This is a genomic window from Pasteurella atlantica (assembly GCF_963693435.1).
In the GTDB taxonomy this organism is placed as follows: Bacteria; Pseudomonadota; Gammaproteobacteria; order Enterobacterales; family Pasteurellaceae; genus Phocoenobacter; species Phocoenobacter atlanticus.
Genome location: NZ_OY856306.1, coordinates 1,455,291 through 1,471,829, shown reverse-complemented (window position 1 = coordinate 1,471,829; position 16,539 = coordinate 1,455,291). Strand labels below are relative to the sequence as shown.

Sequence of the window (16,539 nt, the reverse complement as noted above, 5' to 3'; positions counted from 1 at the left end):
AGGATTTTTGTATGACTCCCCTACACTAATATAATTAATCTTCTTCCCACAACAAAGACATCATTGCGACATATTGTAAAAAATAACCCTTTTCTAAGATACTCTATTTCCATTGTTAAATTTTGTATAACAGAAAATATTTTGTACACAAAATACTTGCAAATAAATTTTTCCTCTATATAATTATTTGCATGCAAAATAAATTCAACTAATAGAGAGTATAAAATGAAAAATTTTCAATACAAAAATCCGACTAAAATCCTTTTTGGACAAGGACAAATAGCCAATTTATCTCAAGAGATCCCAGAAGATGCAAGAATCTTAATGCTTTATGGTGGGGGAAGTATTAAACGTAATGGTGTTTATGATCAAATTATCAATACATTAAAAGACTATACCCTTATTGAATTTAGTGGCGTGCCTGCTAATCCCGAATATGAAATTTTAATGGAAGCGGTTAAAACGATTAAAGAAAATCAGCTTGATTATATTCTTGCAGTAGGCGGTGGTTCAGTGATTGATGGTGCAAAATTTATTTCGGCTGCCACACACTATGAAGGCGATGCTTGGGATATTTTAGCCAAAAAAGCAGAAATAAAATTAGCCGTACCTTTTTCTGCCGTTTTAACACTGCCCGCCACAGGATCTGAAATGAATTCAGGTGCAGTTGTTTCTCGCCGAGCAACAAAAGAAAAATTATCTTTTGGTTCGCCACTATTGTTCCCTCAATGTTCTGTACTTGATCCTACGGTTATTCAATCCTTGCCTAAAAAACAATTGGTAAATGGGGTAATAGATGCTTTTACTCACGTTTTAGAACAATATATGACGTATCCAGCTGGTGGTTTACTCCAAGATCGTTTTGCTGAAAGTATTTTACAAACCTTGATCGAAGTGGGTGAAACTGTTTTGAATGATCCTAACGATTATCAAGCTGCCTCTAACTTTATGTGGTCGTGTACGATGGCATTAAATGGATTGATCAGTCAAGGCGTACCAAGTGATTGGGGCGTTCACGCCATTGGACACGAATTAACCGCATTGTTTGGTATTGATCACGCACGTACCTTAGCCATTGTTGCTCCACGCTATTATGAGCATTGTTTTGAAACTAAAAAAGAAAAATTAGCTCAATATGCTGAACGAGTTTGGCAAGTTACAGAAGGTAACCTTGAACAAAAAGCACAGCGAGGTATCTTAAAAACAGAACAATTTTTTAATTCATTAGGTATCGAAACGACGCTATCGGCTTATACGGAAGATTACAATGGTAGTGCCGAAATTATCGCTGAAAGATTTACTCAACGTGGTTGGTTAGGGCTTGGAGAACATCAAGCTATTACACCTAATGATGTACAACAAATTGTAAAAAATACTTATACAAAATAAAAGGAAAACAAAATGAAAACATTATATTCAACAACAGTAACTGCCACTGGTGGAAGAAATGGCAACATTAAATCGGATAATGGTGTATTAGATTTAGAAGTAAGAATGCCAAAAGCATTAGGTGGTCAAAATGATGACTTTACTAACCCTGAACAATTATTTGCTGGTGGCTATGCGGCGTGTTTTGATAGTGCGTTAAACCTAGTCGCTCAAAAATCCAAAGTGAAAATTGATAGTACCATTACAGCTACGGTAAGTATTTTACCAAATACAACAGGTGGTTTTGATTTAGCTGTTGATTTAGTGGCGGATATTCAAGGTGTAGAGAGAGAAACTGCTCAACAATTGCTTGAAAAAGCTCATCAAGTTTGTCCATATTCAAATGCCACACGTGGCAATATTGAAGTCAATATATCATTAAAATAAATTAGGAATAACACAATGAAAAAATTACTTTTAACCTCCGTTTTATTAGCTTCTGTTACTATGACAAGCTATGCCAACACCTCTGATAACGCATCATCAGTTAGCCAAAATAGTACTCAATCGGTGCCTGTCAGCACACTCAATGGCTTACTTACAGACAAAAATGGTATGACCCTTTATACTTTTGATAAAGACATTGCCAACAGTGGCAAAAGTGTTTGTAATGATGAATGTGCAATTTATTGGCCACCATTATTTGCTAAAGATAATGCAATCAATGATGGGGACTACTCCGTAATCATTCGTGATGACGGCAAAAAACAATGGGCATTTAAAGGTAAGCCCTTATATTATTGGATTAAAGATAAAAAAGTTGGCGACACCACTGGTGATGGATTTAGAAATATTTGGCGTATTGTTAAACCTTAATATTTAACCTTAGCGACTTTAAAGTATAGTAGTTGAAATAACTATTACTATTACTATTACTATTACTATTAAAAATTTACCATTTACAACAAGAGAAAAAATATGAAAAAAGTATTATTTGTACTAACAAGTCACGAAGATTTAGGAAATACTGGAGAAAAAACAGGATTCTGGATAGAAGAGTTTGCAACACCTTACTATGTATTGAAGGATAATGGCATTGAAATAACGCTTGCATCGCCTAACGGTGGACAACCACCGATTGATCCTAAAAGTGCATCTCCTGACTTTCAAACACCTGCAACAATCAGATTTAATGGAGATAAAGAAACACAAGCTATTTTAGCTCAAACCATTAAATTAGAAACGGTAAATCAAGCAGATTATGATGCGGTTTTTTATCCTGGTGGTCACGGACCTTTATGGGACTTGGCAGAAGATAAAAATTCAATTGCATTGATAGAAAGCTTTTATCAAAATAATAAACCTGTTGCTGCGGTTTGCCACGCACCATCAATTTTTAAATATACCAAAAATACAGATGGAACACCTTTAGTTAATGGTAAAAAAGTCACTGGTTTTACAAATGGTGAAGAAGAGGCTGTTCAATTAACTAATATTGTGCCATTTTTAGTAGAAGATATGTTAAAAAGTAATGGTGGTATTTACTCTAAGAAAGGCGATTGGGTTCCTTATGCAGTTGAAGATGATCTATTAATCACTGGGCAAAACCCTGCCTCATCAGAATTAGTTGCTGAACTTTTATTAAATAAATTGAAGTAAAAACTCAATCTTATAATATAAAAAATATAACAGTTTGAGTTTATACTCAGGCTGTTATTACGTTTAATAGCCCTTATTATATATTTAGTGATAATTGATATATCAGTAATTCCTTATAAAAAATTAAGTAATTTGGGTTAAAAACAGGATATAACAATGAGTAAAATAGATATAATTATTAGCAAAGGATTTATCCTATCAGGTATTATGAACCTGTCAGTACTTTTCTTTTCAAGATTTTTTACCAATGAAACAATCATTAAATACGATCCCATTGTAATGTCTAATTTTGGACTATTAATGATAATGGTATGGGGTGGTGTATTTTTATCCGTTTCCAAATCATTTCATCATCTAAAATGGCTAATTGGTATATTCGTTATTGAGAAATCTATTTATGGGTGTATGTGGATAAATTGGCTTATTCATCATAATCTTTCAGATGTATATCAAGAAGATATAATGGCAGGCATCTTTTACAGTATTTATGGAATAAATGACTGGCTATTTGGACTCTTCTTCTTTCTCGTATTTAGTTACTTAATCAAGTCTAAGAAATAACGAAATCAAAATGATAAAAGAGAAAAAAATGAAAAAAACTGCCATTCTACTTGGTGCAACAGGACTTACTGGTAGTTATTTGCTAGATTTATTACTAGCAAGTGATGACTACGAAAAAGTAAAAATATTTACTCGTCGCACAACAGGAAAAACACACCCTAAATTGGAAGAAATCGTTTGTAATATGTTAGAACTAGAGCAACAAACCGATAATTTCACTGCCGATAAAGTATTTTGCTGTATCGGAACAACAAAAGCCAAGACACCCGATAAAATCTTATATCGAGCTATTGATCACGGTATTCCTGTCACATCAGCAAAATTAGCAGAAAAAAACAATATACTAACGTTTAGCGTAATTTCAGCTATCGGTGCGAATACAAATAGTCGAGTATTTTATAGCCGAACTAAAGGCGAAATGGAACGAGATATTTTACAATACAATATTCCCAATATTCTGGTTTATCGTCCATCACTGATTTATGGTAATCGTTGCGAACAACGATTTGTAGAAAATATTGGTATTTTTTTAGTTAAAATTTTGAAATATATAATGAGAGGAAAATTTAAAAAATATGGTGCAATTACTGGTGAAAAGTTAGCAAAAGCTTTATTTTCAGGTGTTCATCGTAAAGGGAATCAAATTATTTTTAATGATAATTTCTAATAAAAAATAATTTGTACACAAACAACTTGCAAATATATTTTTACTCAATATAATATTTTGCATACAAGTTAATTGAGTACAAAAGAGTAAACAATGCCAACTTTAACCATAGCATTGAGTTATCACGCTGATGATGACTTTAATGCAAAATTACCCAAATCTCATTTTGAGTTAGACGAAATTTTTACACATTTCTAATACTCAATTATTACCTAAGGAAAAACATTATGTTAAAAAAACTACTCGGACTTGCACCACAACCTGCCAAAGACGGTGCATTTATTCCGTCAAAACTTGCTTTAAAGCTAGCAACATCAGACAAAACTGATTTTGACGGTTCAATTTATCCAAATACCTATCAAGGCACGAAAAAAATCTTAATGATCTGTACCGAACAGCAAAATATGACAATGGCAAACGGCACAAAATTTTCAACAGGAAACCACCCTGTCGAAATGCTATTGCCTATGTTACACCTTAAAAACGCAGGTTTTGATGTTGATATTTACACACCAACAGGAAAATCAGTAAAAATCGAAATGTGGGCAATGCCACAAAAAGATGAAAATGTTCAAAAAATCTATTCAGAATATCAATCACAATTTGAAAATCCAAAAAGTTTAGCTGATTTTGTACAACATAAAATGAATGATAATGATGATTATGTAGCTGTTTTTATTCCAGGGGGACACGGTGCAATGCTTGGATTACCCGAAGATAAAAATTTAAGCCAACTCATTCATTGGTCACACAAAAAAGATTTATATATGATGGCGATTTGTCACGCCCCTGCGGCTTTATTGGCTGCAAATTTAGACAATGATAAAGAGTTTATTTACAAAGGCTATAAAATGGCTGCCTTCCCTGATAGTGTTGATAAACAAACACCGATGATTGGCTATATGCCAGGGCATTTAACTTGGAAATTTGGTGAAACATTGGAAAATTTAGGTGTTACTTTTGTCAATAAAAAAGCCGATAAAACTTGTTATATCGACCGAAAATTGATTACTGGTGCAAGTCCACAAGCCGCTAATGATTTTGGGAAATTGTGTGCAGAAGAACTATTAAAATCAATCAACAAATAAAAGGAAAAAATATGAAAAATAATAATTTTGAAGATATTGTTTATAATCGAACGTCTATAAAAGTTTTTGATGAAAATATCAAAATAGATCGTGAAGAAATGCTAGAAATGCTTAATAAAGCAGTAAAAGCACCATCATCTGTGAATTTACAGCCTTGGCGATTTGTTGTCGTGGATACGCCGGAAGGAAAAGATATTTTAAGACCACTTATTCGCTTTAATACAAGACAAAATGATACATCCGCAGCAATGATTGTCCTTTTTGGCGATATGCAATGTTACCAAAAAGCGGAGGATATTTATTCAAGAGCAGTTGAAAAAGGGTTAATGCCTGAAAATATCAAGCAAGAGCTGATGGGAATGTTTATGCCATTTTATGAAAATGCTTCTAAACAAAAAATGAATGATATTGTTAAAATTGATACAAGTTTAATGGCAATGCAATTAATGTTAGTCGCTCGTGCTTATGGATACGATACCAACGCTATTGGTGGTTTTGAAGAAGATAAAATTGCCGAGTCATTAGGCGTTGATCCTGAAAGATATGTACCTGTAATGATCATTGCAATCGGCAAAGCAAATTATCAATCACACGGCAGTATTCGCCTTGATGCAGAAGAAATTACCACCTTTAAATAAATTTAGGACAAAATAAATACTTATCAGTTGATTTATTCCGTTAACGGGTTTGGTATTTTTACTTGTGACTTATTCTAAAACAAAGAAAGCAACAAAAAGAAGTAAATGTAATGACGACTTACACACCGCCAAAGGTTTGGAAAAATAAAGAAAATTCTCATCATTTTAACCGCCCCACTGCTGGGGCAAAATTTGAGCAAAGATTACCTCGTGGCGATAAGCCATTACAACTCTATTCATTAAATACGCCTAATGGCATAAAAATCAATATAATGCTTAAAGAGTTAGCACTTTTGAATGTAGCTGGTGCTGAATTTGATGCCTATCAGATCAATATTATGGAAGAACAACAATTTGGTTCAGATTTTGTGGCAATAAACCCTAATTCTAAAATTCCTGCCTTGATCGATCAGTCACTTGATGAACCGATAAAGTTATTTGAGTCAGGAGCGATTTTAATCTATCTAGCAGAAAAATATGGATACTTTTTACCAAAATCTGGCAAAGATCGAGCCGAATGTTTGTCGTGGTTGATGTGGCAAATGGGTTCTGCTCCGTATTTAGGTGGTGGTTTTGGGCATTTTTATCATTATGCACCAGAGCCGATAGAATATGCTATTGACCGCTTTACGATGGAAACAAAACGTCAATTAGATTTATTAAATAAGCATTTAGCGGATAATGAGTATATCTGCAAGTGTGGTTATAGCATTGCCGATATGGCGATTTGGGCGTGGTATGGACAATTAGCGTTGGGTAAGTTATACACAGGTTCAGATACATTTTTAGATATTAAATCCTATCAACACTTAATGCGTTGGGCTAAGCAAATTTCCGAGCGTGATGCCGTTCAAAAGGCAATGATTATGGAATTACAACCAATCTAAGATTAAACAAAGTGGTTTAAAAACCAAGTTTAGTTTGATGCCTTTTGATTTTGGACTTTTAAATAAATCTTGATAGCGGTAGCTTTCTGTTAAAAATTTGCAAATTTTTACAGTAATCATACCGCTTATTTAGAAATTCATACTATTTTTACGATTTTTCATTATTATATCTTAATTTATAATACTGAAGCATCATTTTGACGTCTCTGTTTTTTCTCCTCTAATTTTGCTTTATTCACTGCCTCAATAAAATTATTATGCAAGTAATCCAAATAAATTTGAAACCTCAGATGAGGTGCATTTAATATAATTTCAGATTTACTGCCTTTAAATCTAACAAATTTATCTCCAACAAAGGGAATTTTGAATATTATATAAATATTTAAACTTTTCAGATTTTTAGGTAGTACAGCACTTACTCCAACAAAATATCTTTTTCATTAAATTACCTTCAGCAATAGCAAGCTTCATTTTTAATATATACAAATCAAATATGTAAGTATTTACTTTCTTTTTATCCCTTCAGAAAATCAAAATTGGGCATTTGCACTAATTAGTTGTTTTTTGTTGTGGATAAGTGGATAACTTTATTTCCTTGTTTTTTGTTATTATTCTTCTATTTTTTTACTAAAAATAATCCAAGATCCACGCTTTAAATTTTTATATCTAATTAGTATAAAAAAGATCCTTTTAAAACAATCACGTGAGCAGATCTTTATTTTAACATTATTTTATAGATCTTTAAAAATCTATTTTTGCAAGTGGATGCTTACTTTATAACAAGAAAGGATCCTAAAAAAGTGAGTAGTTGCTCTCTTTAGCTCTATATTTCTAAGTTTATAATTTATTAGAAATGTTTATCAACTTATTTTCTCAGAAATTAGATGGATAAACCCTTTGTTTTTTATTAAAAAGTTGTTATTATTTCCTTTATTTATAATAAGTTATAGAAAGAGAGTTTAAGATGCCTACTAAACATATTGATAATTTAACTTGGGATCGTGTACAGAAAGAGCACGTAAAAGCCGTGATTTTAACTAAAACCAGTTTTAAAGATACGGAGATTTTAAAAATGTTAATTAATAAAGGATTGGAACATATCTCTGATAGTGACTACCAAAAATTTGCAGATCAAAAAGAAGGAAGATAACGATTTGTGGATCTCTATTAATGTTCTAGAAAAGGATCAAGCGGTAAGATCATTTTAGTTTTTTACAAATTGTTATTAGGATCTTACCGCTATAAAAATAAAAGGATCTTAATGATTTATCTTAATAACTTCACTGATTAATTCACCTTTTAATACTTTTGTTTTAATTTGATCGCCCATTTTAATTTGTTTTATTGATGTGATCACTTCATTATTCTCATTTCTAGTTACACTATAGCCTCTTGAAAGTACTTTTAAGGGGCTTAAACTGTCAAGCTGAGTACAATATTGTTGGAATAATTGTTGTTTTTGAGTGAATTTTTTTTCTATCGCATAGTTTAAACGTTGTGTTAAATAATCTTGCTTCTGCTGTTGTTTCATTAAATAAGAAGACAATGGATTTAGTTCTACCCTCTGATTTAGTTGTACAATGCTCTGCTTTTTAGTTTTAACAACCTGTTGAAATGCCTTTAATAACAATGTTTTTTGTTGTTCAAGCTGTGTTTTTTGATAGTCAACTTGACGCATAGGATGTTGAAAGCTTAAACGTTTTTGTAATTGTTCAAGCTGAGTGATCTTACTTCCCCATAAACGATCGAAAGCAAAATTGGATCTATCATAATATTGCTGTAATTGACGTAATAGATCTTGTTGATCTCGGCTCACTAATTCAGCGGCTGCTGAAGGTGTTGGAGCTCTTAGATCTGCCACAAAATCTGTAATGGTTACATCAATTTCGTGTCCTACTGCACTAATAATGGGAATATTCGAATTAAAAATGGCATAGGCAACGTCTTCTTCATTAAAACACCACAAATCTTCTAATGAGCCACCACCTCGCCCTACAATAAGTACATCACATTCTTTACGGCTATTTGCTACATTAATACTTGTGACAATGTCACGTTTTGCTTCACTCCCCTGCACCAAAGTTGGATAAATAATGATATTTAAACTAGGATCGCGACGTTGTAACACATTTAATATATCTTGTAATGCTGCACCTGTTGAAGATGTCACAATTCCCACTGTTTTTACAAATGATGGGATCGCTTTTTTATATTGTTGTGAAAATAACCCAGCCTCAGATAACTTTATTTTCAGCTGTTCGAATTGCTGTTGTAATAAACCATCCCCTGCCATCTGCATACTTTCAATAATAAGTTGATAATCCCCTCTTGGCTCATACAAACTGATTTTGGCACAAACCAATACTTGCATTCCATTTTGAGGCTGAAAATTAACGGATCGATTTTTCATTCTGAACATCGCACTACGAACCTGAGCCTTATCATCTTTTAAAGTAAGATACCAATGCCCTGAAACAGGTTGGCTAAAATTAGAAATTTCTCCTGTCAGCCAAATATGCCCCAGCTCCATTTCAAGTAGATTACGAACGGTATAGTTAAGTTGTGTAACAGTTAGAATATTACTCATTGCAAATATCGGTGATTAAAATAATAGGGTAAGTTTACTAAAATATGGAAATAAAGAAAGAGGTATTTAAAAATTACAAAAAAACGTGACAATGTCACAATTAAAGTATTGGAACAAGATTTTGAATATTTCTTTGACTGTTATAATAAAAACGATAACCAGAAGCTATTTGTTGGTATTTATTTACGACTAATCCATTCATAAAGATAATATATTCAGAGTTAACTTTTAAAGGAGCCGAAAGTTGCTCAGAAAAATTAGTACAAACTTCTTCACCTAAATATTGCGAATTATCATAAAATATAGTCCAAATATAACTTACAGAGTGTGATTGTTGACTTTCAGGCAGTTTTTGTAAAGTGAAACTTACATCTTTAACTATAAATTTTTTAGATATGCTAGGTTTAAAGCACAATTCCTGTTTTTTTGTATATATCAACATATCCGCCTTTATAGGAGACTTATGCGAAGGATTTCTTCCATCACAAGACATTAGTAAACTCATACATACAGTGAATAAACTAATTTTGTAAATATTTAACATCAAAATGCTCCACTAATAAGTTAAAACGTTATTTATATATCATTTTTCAGATGATAGACTATACACTTCTGAGCCATCATAACATATAAAAAACAATCAGCAATAATGTCTCCTTGTTATGGTTCAAAAAGAAATTGATAGTAATATAATGCAAATTGTTGTACAGATACACCATAATAATAATGGAGATTTTAATGAAACTTGCCATACCTAATATAATTACGCTGGTTTATAAATTATTATTATCTTTTGGAGCTCTCCTTTTAGGATTATTATTTTGTTATAGATTCTTGCCAGAGGGTGAGATCGTTTTAATAGTTGCAATTATCCTTTTAGTGACCTCTTTAGGTTTTTTCTTTTTATATAAGTCTAAAATTATTTGGGTTAATAAAAAAGGGATTTACTGTTTTCATCTATTAACAAGAAACTATAAGCAAATACTATGGGAAAAATCTCACCGTATTGATTGTTTGATACGTCGCTACAATGGTGGATTCTCTTATCGACATATTAAAATAACAAATAAAGATAATGTCGAAATAAGATTATCAGATGATGAATTTGAAAATTTTAATACTTTAATAACATACATAAAGAACGGACAAAAACAGCTTGATAAAATGAATATAGAATTTGCTCAGTTGATTAAAATGAGATCTATCCTAATAACATTATGTCTTCTTTCTTTTATCCTATTTTATTTTACTTTTTCATATCAATATATAACTTACAAAAGTTATTTTATTATTCCAACTGTTTGTTTTTTATTAAGTATTAGATCCTTTAATAAGGTGTTGTGGTGCTATAAAGTTATTAAGGATCAAAAACAATAGAAATCATTGATATTATGAAAAATACAAAAATTAAGTACTAAAATTAACCCTTATTTTGCAAATTTTAATTAGGATCTGACCGCTATAACATCGAATAACAATAGGAAAAATAGAAAATGAAAACAAAAATAACCTATACACTTATATTGACCTTGATTCTTTTCTTGACGAGTTGCAGGAATAACGACAATGAGATAATGATTAAAACTAAAGGTGGCTTGCAAATTGAAAAAGTAGCGATCAAATATGGATTTGTTTCTATAAACCGAGAAAATGACTCTGAACTCTTCTCAACAAAGATGAAAACGATATTTAATAGAAAAGAAAAACAGATCTTTTCAACAAACTTTGGAGAGAATGACTTTTTAATTGTTTATGATAACAAATATTATTATTCATTTAGACACTTTATCCCCTCTGATTTTGTAAATGATGATCCCACAGGACATAATTATAATTTTTTACTCTATAAACGAGATGGCAAAATATTCTGTGATATTGAGATTAAAGGTGAAATGCCAATGAAATTTACTCACGTTATGTCTGATGTTAAAACAGCAAAAAATAGACGTTGTAATACACCAAAAGAAAAAGCAGGTGTGATGTTTAATATGATAGAAATGGAAGAAAAATAAAAGGAATAATTATGCAAACAAAAAAATTATCAAAAATTTTTACGATGAAAAATATAGGAAATATTACATATATATCAGGTATTGTTGTATTAATTATAGCGTTAATTTTAATAAATCATAAAATCATTTCAAACGGTATAGATTTATATAATTCAGGATTAGTTATTATTACTTTTGGAGTTACTTTAAGTTATATTAAACTTACAAATAATGACAAACATTATACTAAATCGAGGCATAAATTTTTAATTATTTCACTAGGTGTTTTATCCACTTTAATCACTATTTTAATTTTTATTAATTTGTTCAAAAGTCGTGTGGAACTAGTAAGGGTTAACTTCTCTGAACTTCTACTTACGAATTTTCACTTATTATTTGGTATGTTAGTGTTAATTTTAATACTCATTTTAACGATATTTTTATTACTAAATGTAGTGTACATACTTTTATCATTTATAAAATTATTGAAAAATAAAAATCAACAAAACCCAAAAGTAATAATAAGCAATAAATCATATAATAAAAACTCACAAAAAAACAATCATTTTAAGACTATCTTATTTTTATTTATATCGTTAAGCATATTAATTGGGGTCATTACATTAACGGATATAAAATACATTCTAATTTATCAAATAAATAAATCAGATTTAGAATTTATTTATAAAGAAAGTATTAACTCTAAAATTAGTTATTTAAATACATCTTATGATGGTGTTCATTTTACTGATGCATCAGGAATATCAAATATTTATATTAAATTAAATAACGAAGTAGTTTTACCCACTAATTACAATATGACAACATTAGAAAAAAACAAATTGAAGAAAATTGATAATAAATTAAAAGATTTATATGCTCTTTCAGAATTTGAATCACGAGAAAAGTATGTTGAATTTAAACTGTCTCGAGGTTTTGTAAGAACACCTGATGGTCTCTATGGTTGTCGTAAAGGATATATTAAAATTGATAGTAATATAAAAATAGGCGACTGGATAGGACATTATAAAATCACTAAATTAATTGAATTTGGAAACGGATGGTATTTTTATGAAGGATTAGATTATAAATAAATATTTTATACCATTTTCCCGTTGCTCGATAATTCGGTGGATACAAACGTTAGCATCAAGGTATGCCTTGACAAATAAATATTTTGACTAATTGATAGTTGGAAATTATGAATAATGTAAATTGTAAAAACACATAGAAAACAGGACATTCCCTGATTCTAATATACTTACACATCATTGGTTATATGAAAAAATAAGCTCTGAATATTAACAACAATTTTATTAAGTATAAATTTAACAGATCAATTTGATAAAAATATCTAATATTTTTAGAATAGGAAAATATATAATAGTAATGAAAATAAATACGCAAAAAATACCAGAAAGTTTTATCTTTGTTTCAGAAACATTTGACGAGTTTGAAAAACGTTATGTTGGTTTTGGAAAGGAACTTTATTTAAATATTAAAGAGAAATTCCCCGATATTTTCAATCATCTTGTATTTTACAAGAGTATCAATTATCAATTAGAAGACAGCTATGCAGAATATAAAAATGACAAGTTTTCATTTAGTATTCAACTTGACCCATTATGTGAAGTAATAGTTTTATCTAATAGTACGAAACAAATTGAAATAGGATATTGGTCAAAAAATGAACTTGTTGAAGCAATTAACTTTATTCAATCAGAATTATTGAATAATAAAAAATAGTACATAAATAGTGTATAAATACAACGGATAAGCTACTTACTCAAAATTTTAAGGTGGCATATATAAAGAATTGATAACAAGAGTTATAATTAAATGAAAAATGACAAGGAATAGATTATGAACCAACGGTAGAAAAAATAGTTGAAAAATTGATGTAGATAATTAAAAACGAACACATATTAAAATTGATAATTTTAAAGGAGATTATTATTTTAAGTAGACAGCTACCAACATAGCAGGTAAAGGTTTTTGTTTTTTGAATCCTTTACTCCCTCATAATTCCATAGGAGAAAAAATGTACCAGAAGAAATTATTTATTATATTCTTATTGTTGATATCTTGTTCATCTAAAGCTGAAAAAGACACCTCCCTCGTTGAGGATATCATCAGTGAGGCACGTGAATTAATGAAAGATGAAGAAGACAAATACCCTGATATGCCCTTTTTTAAAGATATCATCAATCAGGAATATAAATTAACCAAAGTAGAAAACCAACCAATACCATTCGATTGTTTTAACGAGTTTTATCTCTCACAGCCTTATTACTATAATCACTATACCTTTTCGATTTACAAAAAAGATAAAGACACCAAAGAGGTGAAATTATTTAAAACGATCAAAAACGTAAAAGCCTACTCAGTGTCTGATACAGGTATAATTGTATTAGCTGTCAATAATGGTAAAACAGCTAATATTGATGAGGATTTCATCGGTTATGAGATGAGTTATCCCTATGACAAAATGAAAGAAATTCAACCCTTAAATTTAGAAGATTACTTTGAAAAAAATGTCTTAATACAAAAATTTAAAGATGAATTTAATCAAAAAGACATAAAAGATAATGAGGAAAAATTTAACAAATTAGTTGAAGAAAAGCAAAGACTTATGGTTAAACAACACTTCTCTGGGAAATTACAATGTATTAGAGAGATACAGTACGCAAACTCATACTACTTATTTGAATTCAATAAAAACAAAAGAATTGTTAAGGGACTTAGATACACCACAAATGACGGTAGTAGGATAGCATCATTTCTTCGCTCGCCAAATAATATTATGTTTTACGGTTCATCAGAAAAATTTCCTTTTTGTGATGATACCCATAGGGCATTTAGAGTTAGAGAAATAAAACCTGAGGATGAAAATGCCAAACCCAAAAATTGTGCGTTTTATAAAACAAAACCACAATATCAATTAAAGCTGACAGATAGAGTGAAACTTGGATACTATTTTAGCGGCAGTAATCATTTTGCGATAGGAATAGGTACTAAGGAACTTTACTATTATGAATTAACCTTTAAAAATAAAACAATAAAGTTTAAGAGCGTAGTTCCCGTTGTCGCACTCCCTGATAGCCCGAATTATAAAAATCTCATAGAGTACAATGGCAATACTTACCATTTAGAGTAAAGCAACTAAAAAATACTCCATAGAATTAACGTTACAGCATAACGATAAAATGGAAGAATATATCTAGTTTTTGGTAAGGTAATGAAAATTTAAAGGGATATTTGCAAATTTTTGATAACATCATACCGCTTGTATCCCCTATTTACTCAAAAAATACCCTTTATTTTTAGCTATTTTAAAATTACTTTATTATCAATAAGTTACAAATACACTCAAAAAAAGGGTATTTTTCATATTTTTTCACTTCAGATATTGCAAAATAAGGATTTATGAATAAAATCTCTAGTGAACCATCGTGTAGATGGCTTAGAAAACAAAGCACCAGTATTAGCTGTAACAGTTTCAGTGAACCATCGTGTAGATGGCTTAGAAATACCCATTGAGATTTATGAGTAATAAAATATAGTGAACCATCGTGTAGATGGCTTAGAAATTTTGTTGTATATTGCTGAAGCAAATATACAAGTGAACCATCGTGTAGATGGCTTAGAAATTCTACCTTCTCTAACGCTAAGGTAGATAGTTGTGAACCATCGTGTAGATGGCTTAGAAAAACAGGTAAATTCAGGCAATGTAACGACCACTGGTGAACCATCGTGTAGATGGCTTAGAAAAACAGGTAAATTCAGGCAATGTAACGACCACTGGTGAACCATCGTGTAGATGGCTTAGAAACTTTGCAGTGCCAAGCCATCTTTCATCAAATAGAAGTGAATTAATACGATAGTGTAGATCAGTTTAGAAACAATGCAAGAACAGGGCATGCCCTGTTCCTACGTAGGATGGTTATTTTTCAGCGATATAAAAATTAACGAACTTCATCACTTAACCATTCAATAAATTCTTTAATTGACTGCTCCCAATCATTATTTTTGTGAGAAGTTGAAATTAAAGCTTGTTTGATAGCTTCAATTTGGTAATTACAATTTATTAAGCTGGTTTTGATGGCTTCAATTAAATTTACATCTAGCGCATCAGAAAAAATAGTTACATCACTAATCATTGCATTTTTCACATTTAAATGTAGATCTACAATTCCCCAATCAAAACGAGTTTCCATTTGATGGGTAAATTCTGGTGTTTTACCAAATCGCCACTCCCAATCTGCCATCATCTCATAGTATTTATTAAGATGATTATTGGTCTCTAATTCATTTTTATCTAGAATTTCGACCTCTACTGTTTGTCCATAGTGTTGACAAAAACTCTCAATAATCGCATTACAAATTATTTGATGGTTAATGTGCGGATTATATTCAATTAAGTTTGCCACACGAGATCGAACAGATTTAATTCCTTTTGCAGCAAGTTTTAATGGATGAGGGTTCAGATAATCACTCAATTTTGTCATATTGGTATTAACCAGTAATGTACCGTGATGAAAACTACGATCAATTTTATGCTTAAAAGCACTACCTGATATTTTCTTATTATCAACTAAAATATCATTTCGTCCTGAACACTTCGCGTCAATACCTAGGGATTTTAATGCATTGATAATAATATTAAAATTAACCTGCTGATCATAATCTTGCTTAGGAGATAAGAACGTAAAATTAGTATTTCCTAGATCGTGAAAGACTGCTCCACCACCACTTTGACGCCGTGCAAGATACACGCTATCCTGCTCCATTTTATCTGTTCTACACTCTACCCAAGGATTTTGGTTACGCCCAATTACCACAGTTTCAGCATTTCTCCATAAAAATAAAGTATGGCAATCTGCATCTAATTCACTAAAAATCCAATCTTCAGTTGCAAGATTAAACCAAGGATCAGTGATATCTGAAATCATTATTCGCACTTTTTTAGTCATTATTTCATCTCATTATTTAGTATTAATTTAAGTTATTATAATAATTATCATTCGCATAGTAAAATATAAAATAACATTTTATACTCCAATAATTTTTTATAAATTTCATTTTTAAACAAA

At 30.6% G+C, this 16,539-nt stretch carries 18 protein-coding genes and 1 CRISPR repeat array; of the genes, 15 read left to right on the top strand and 3 right to left on the bottom strand.

Annotation, left to right across the window (positions count from 1 at the left end; translation table 11 throughout):
• Positions 1-225: 225 nt before the first annotated feature.
• The 10 genes from U9966_RS06920 (at position 226) to U9966_RS06875 (ending at position 8,018) form a co-directional block, all read left to right on the top strand.
• Positions 226-1,389: an iron-containing alcohol dehydrogenase gene (locus U9966_RS06920; protein ID WP_306346960.1), complete on the top strand. Its 1,164-nt coding sequence runs from the start codon at positions 226-228 to the stop codon at positions 1,387-1,389.
• A 12-nt stretch (positions 1,390-1,401) separates the two neighbouring features.
• The gene (locus tag U9966_RS06915; RefSeq protein ID WP_306346959.1) at positions 1,402-1,815 is read left to right on the top strand and encodes an organic hydroperoxide resistance protein; all 414 of its coding nucleotides are present in this window, start codon (positions 1,402-1,404) and stop codon (positions 1,813-1,815) included.
• A gap of 15 nt (positions 1,816-1,830) precedes the next feature.
• Positions 1,831-2,244 carry a COG4315 family predicted lipoprotein gene (locus U9966_RS06910; RefSeq protein WP_306346958.1) on the top strand — a complete coding sequence of 138 codons (414 nt, stop codon included), beginning with the start codon at positions 1,831-1,833 and terminating at the stop codon, positions 2,242-2,244.
• A gap of 102 nt (positions 2,245-2,346) precedes the next feature.
• Positions 2,347-3,027: a type 1 glutamine amidotransferase domain-containing protein gene (locus U9966_RS06905; protein ID WP_306346957.1), complete on the top strand. Its 681-nt coding sequence runs from the start codon at positions 2,347-2,349 to the stop codon at positions 3,025-3,027.
• A gap of 207 nt (positions 3,028-3,234) precedes the next feature.
• Entirely contained in the window at positions 3,235-3,588 is a 354-nt protein-coding gene (locus U9966_RS06900; RefSeq protein ID WP_306346956.1) for a hypothetical protein, read from the top strand.
• Between the two features lie 28 nt (positions 3,589-3,616).
• Entirely contained in the window at positions 3,617-4,255 is a 639-nt protein-coding gene (locus tag U9966_RS06895) for an NAD-dependent epimerase/dehydratase family protein (protein WP_306346955.1), read from the top strand.
• A 227-nt stretch (positions 4,256-4,482) separates the two neighbouring features.
• Positions 4,483-5,343 (top strand): glyoxalase III HchA, encoded by an 861-nt coding sequence (gene hchA, locus U9966_RS06890; RefSeq protein ID WP_306346954.1) that lies wholly within the window; start codon positions 4,483-4,485, stop codon positions 5,341-5,343.
• A gap of 11 nt (positions 5,344-5,354) precedes the next feature.
• Positions 5,355-5,981, top strand: coding sequence for a nitroreductase family protein (locus U9966_RS06885; protein ID WP_306346953.1), 627 nt, complete (start codon positions 5,355-5,357; stop codon positions 5,979-5,981).
• Between the two features lie 110 nt (positions 5,982-6,091).
• Positions 6,092-6,868 (top strand): glutathione-dependent disulfide-bond oxidoreductase, encoded by a 777-nt coding sequence (yghU, locus tag U9966_RS06880; RefSeq protein ID WP_306346952.1) that lies wholly within the window; start codon positions 6,092-6,094, stop codon positions 6,866-6,868.
• 964 nt (positions 6,869-7,832) lie between these two features.
• The gene (locus tag U9966_RS06875; protein WP_211596928.1) at positions 7,833-8,018 is read left to right on the top strand and encodes a hypothetical protein; all 186 of its coding nucleotides are present in this window, start codon (positions 7,833-7,835) and stop codon (positions 8,016-8,018) included.
• A gap of 108 nt (positions 8,019-8,126) precedes the next feature.
• Here U9966_RS06875 and xseA read toward each other — a convergent pair whose 3' ends face one another.
• Together xseA and U9966_RS06865 are read right to left on the bottom strand one after the other, a co-directional pair.
• The gene (xseA, locus tag U9966_RS06870) at positions 8,127-9,455 is read right to left on the bottom strand and encodes an exodeoxyribonuclease VII large subunit (protein ID WP_306346951.1); all 1,329 of its coding nucleotides are present in this window, start codon (positions 9,453-9,455) and stop codon (positions 8,127-8,129) included.
• Between the two features lie 100 nt (positions 9,456-9,555).
• Entirely contained in the window at positions 9,556-9,999 is a 444-nt protein-coding gene (locus U9966_RS06865) for a hypothetical protein (protein ID WP_306346950.1), read from the bottom strand.
• Positions 10,000-10,193: 194 nt separating this feature from the next.
• Here U9966_RS06865 and U9966_RS06860 point away from each other — a divergent pair, with 194 nt between their 5' ends.
• The 5 genes from U9966_RS06860 to U9966_RS06840 all read left to right on the top strand — a co-directional run bounded on the left by U9966_RS06860 (position 10,194) and on the right by U9966_RS06840 (position 14,603).
• Positions 10,194-10,832, top strand: a complete 639-nt coding sequence (locus tag U9966_RS06860; RefSeq protein ID WP_306346949.1) for a hypothetical protein — start codon at positions 10,194-10,196, stop codon at positions 10,830-10,832.
• Between the two features lie 197 nt (positions 10,833-11,029).
• Positions 11,030-11,467 (top strand): hypothetical protein, encoded by a 438-nt coding sequence (locus U9966_RS06855; protein WP_306346948.1) that lies wholly within the window; start codon positions 11,030-11,032, stop codon positions 11,465-11,467.
• Between the two features lie 11 nt (positions 11,468-11,478).
• Entirely contained in the window at positions 11,479-12,540 is a 1,062-nt protein-coding gene (locus U9966_RS06850) for a hypothetical protein (protein WP_306346947.1), read from the top strand.
• 295 nt (positions 12,541-12,835) lie between these two features.
• A complete protein-coding gene (locus U9966_RS06845; RefSeq protein ID WP_306346946.1) occupies positions 12,836-13,192 on the top strand; it encodes a hypothetical protein in 357 nt (118 codons plus the stop codon).
• 295 nt (positions 13,193-13,487) lie between these two features.
• A complete protein-coding gene (locus U9966_RS06840; RefSeq protein ID WP_306346945.1) occupies positions 13,488-14,603 on the top strand; it encodes a hypothetical protein in 1,116 nt (371 codons plus the stop codon).
• Positions 14,604-14,888: 285 nt separating this feature from the next.
• A CRISPR array of direct repeats spans positions 14,889-15,278; the repeat unit is 28 nt; unit sequence GTGAACCATCGTGTAGATGGCTTAGAAA.
• 133 nt (positions 15,279-15,411) lie between these two features.
• Here U9966_RS06840 and U9966_RS06835 read toward each other — a convergent pair.
• The gene (locus U9966_RS06835; RefSeq protein WP_306346944.1) at positions 15,412-16,419 is read right to left on the bottom strand and encodes a lipoate--protein ligase; all 1,008 of its coding nucleotides are present in this window, start codon (positions 16,417-16,419) and stop codon (positions 15,412-15,414) included.
• Positions 16,420-16,539: the final 120 nt, after the last annotated feature.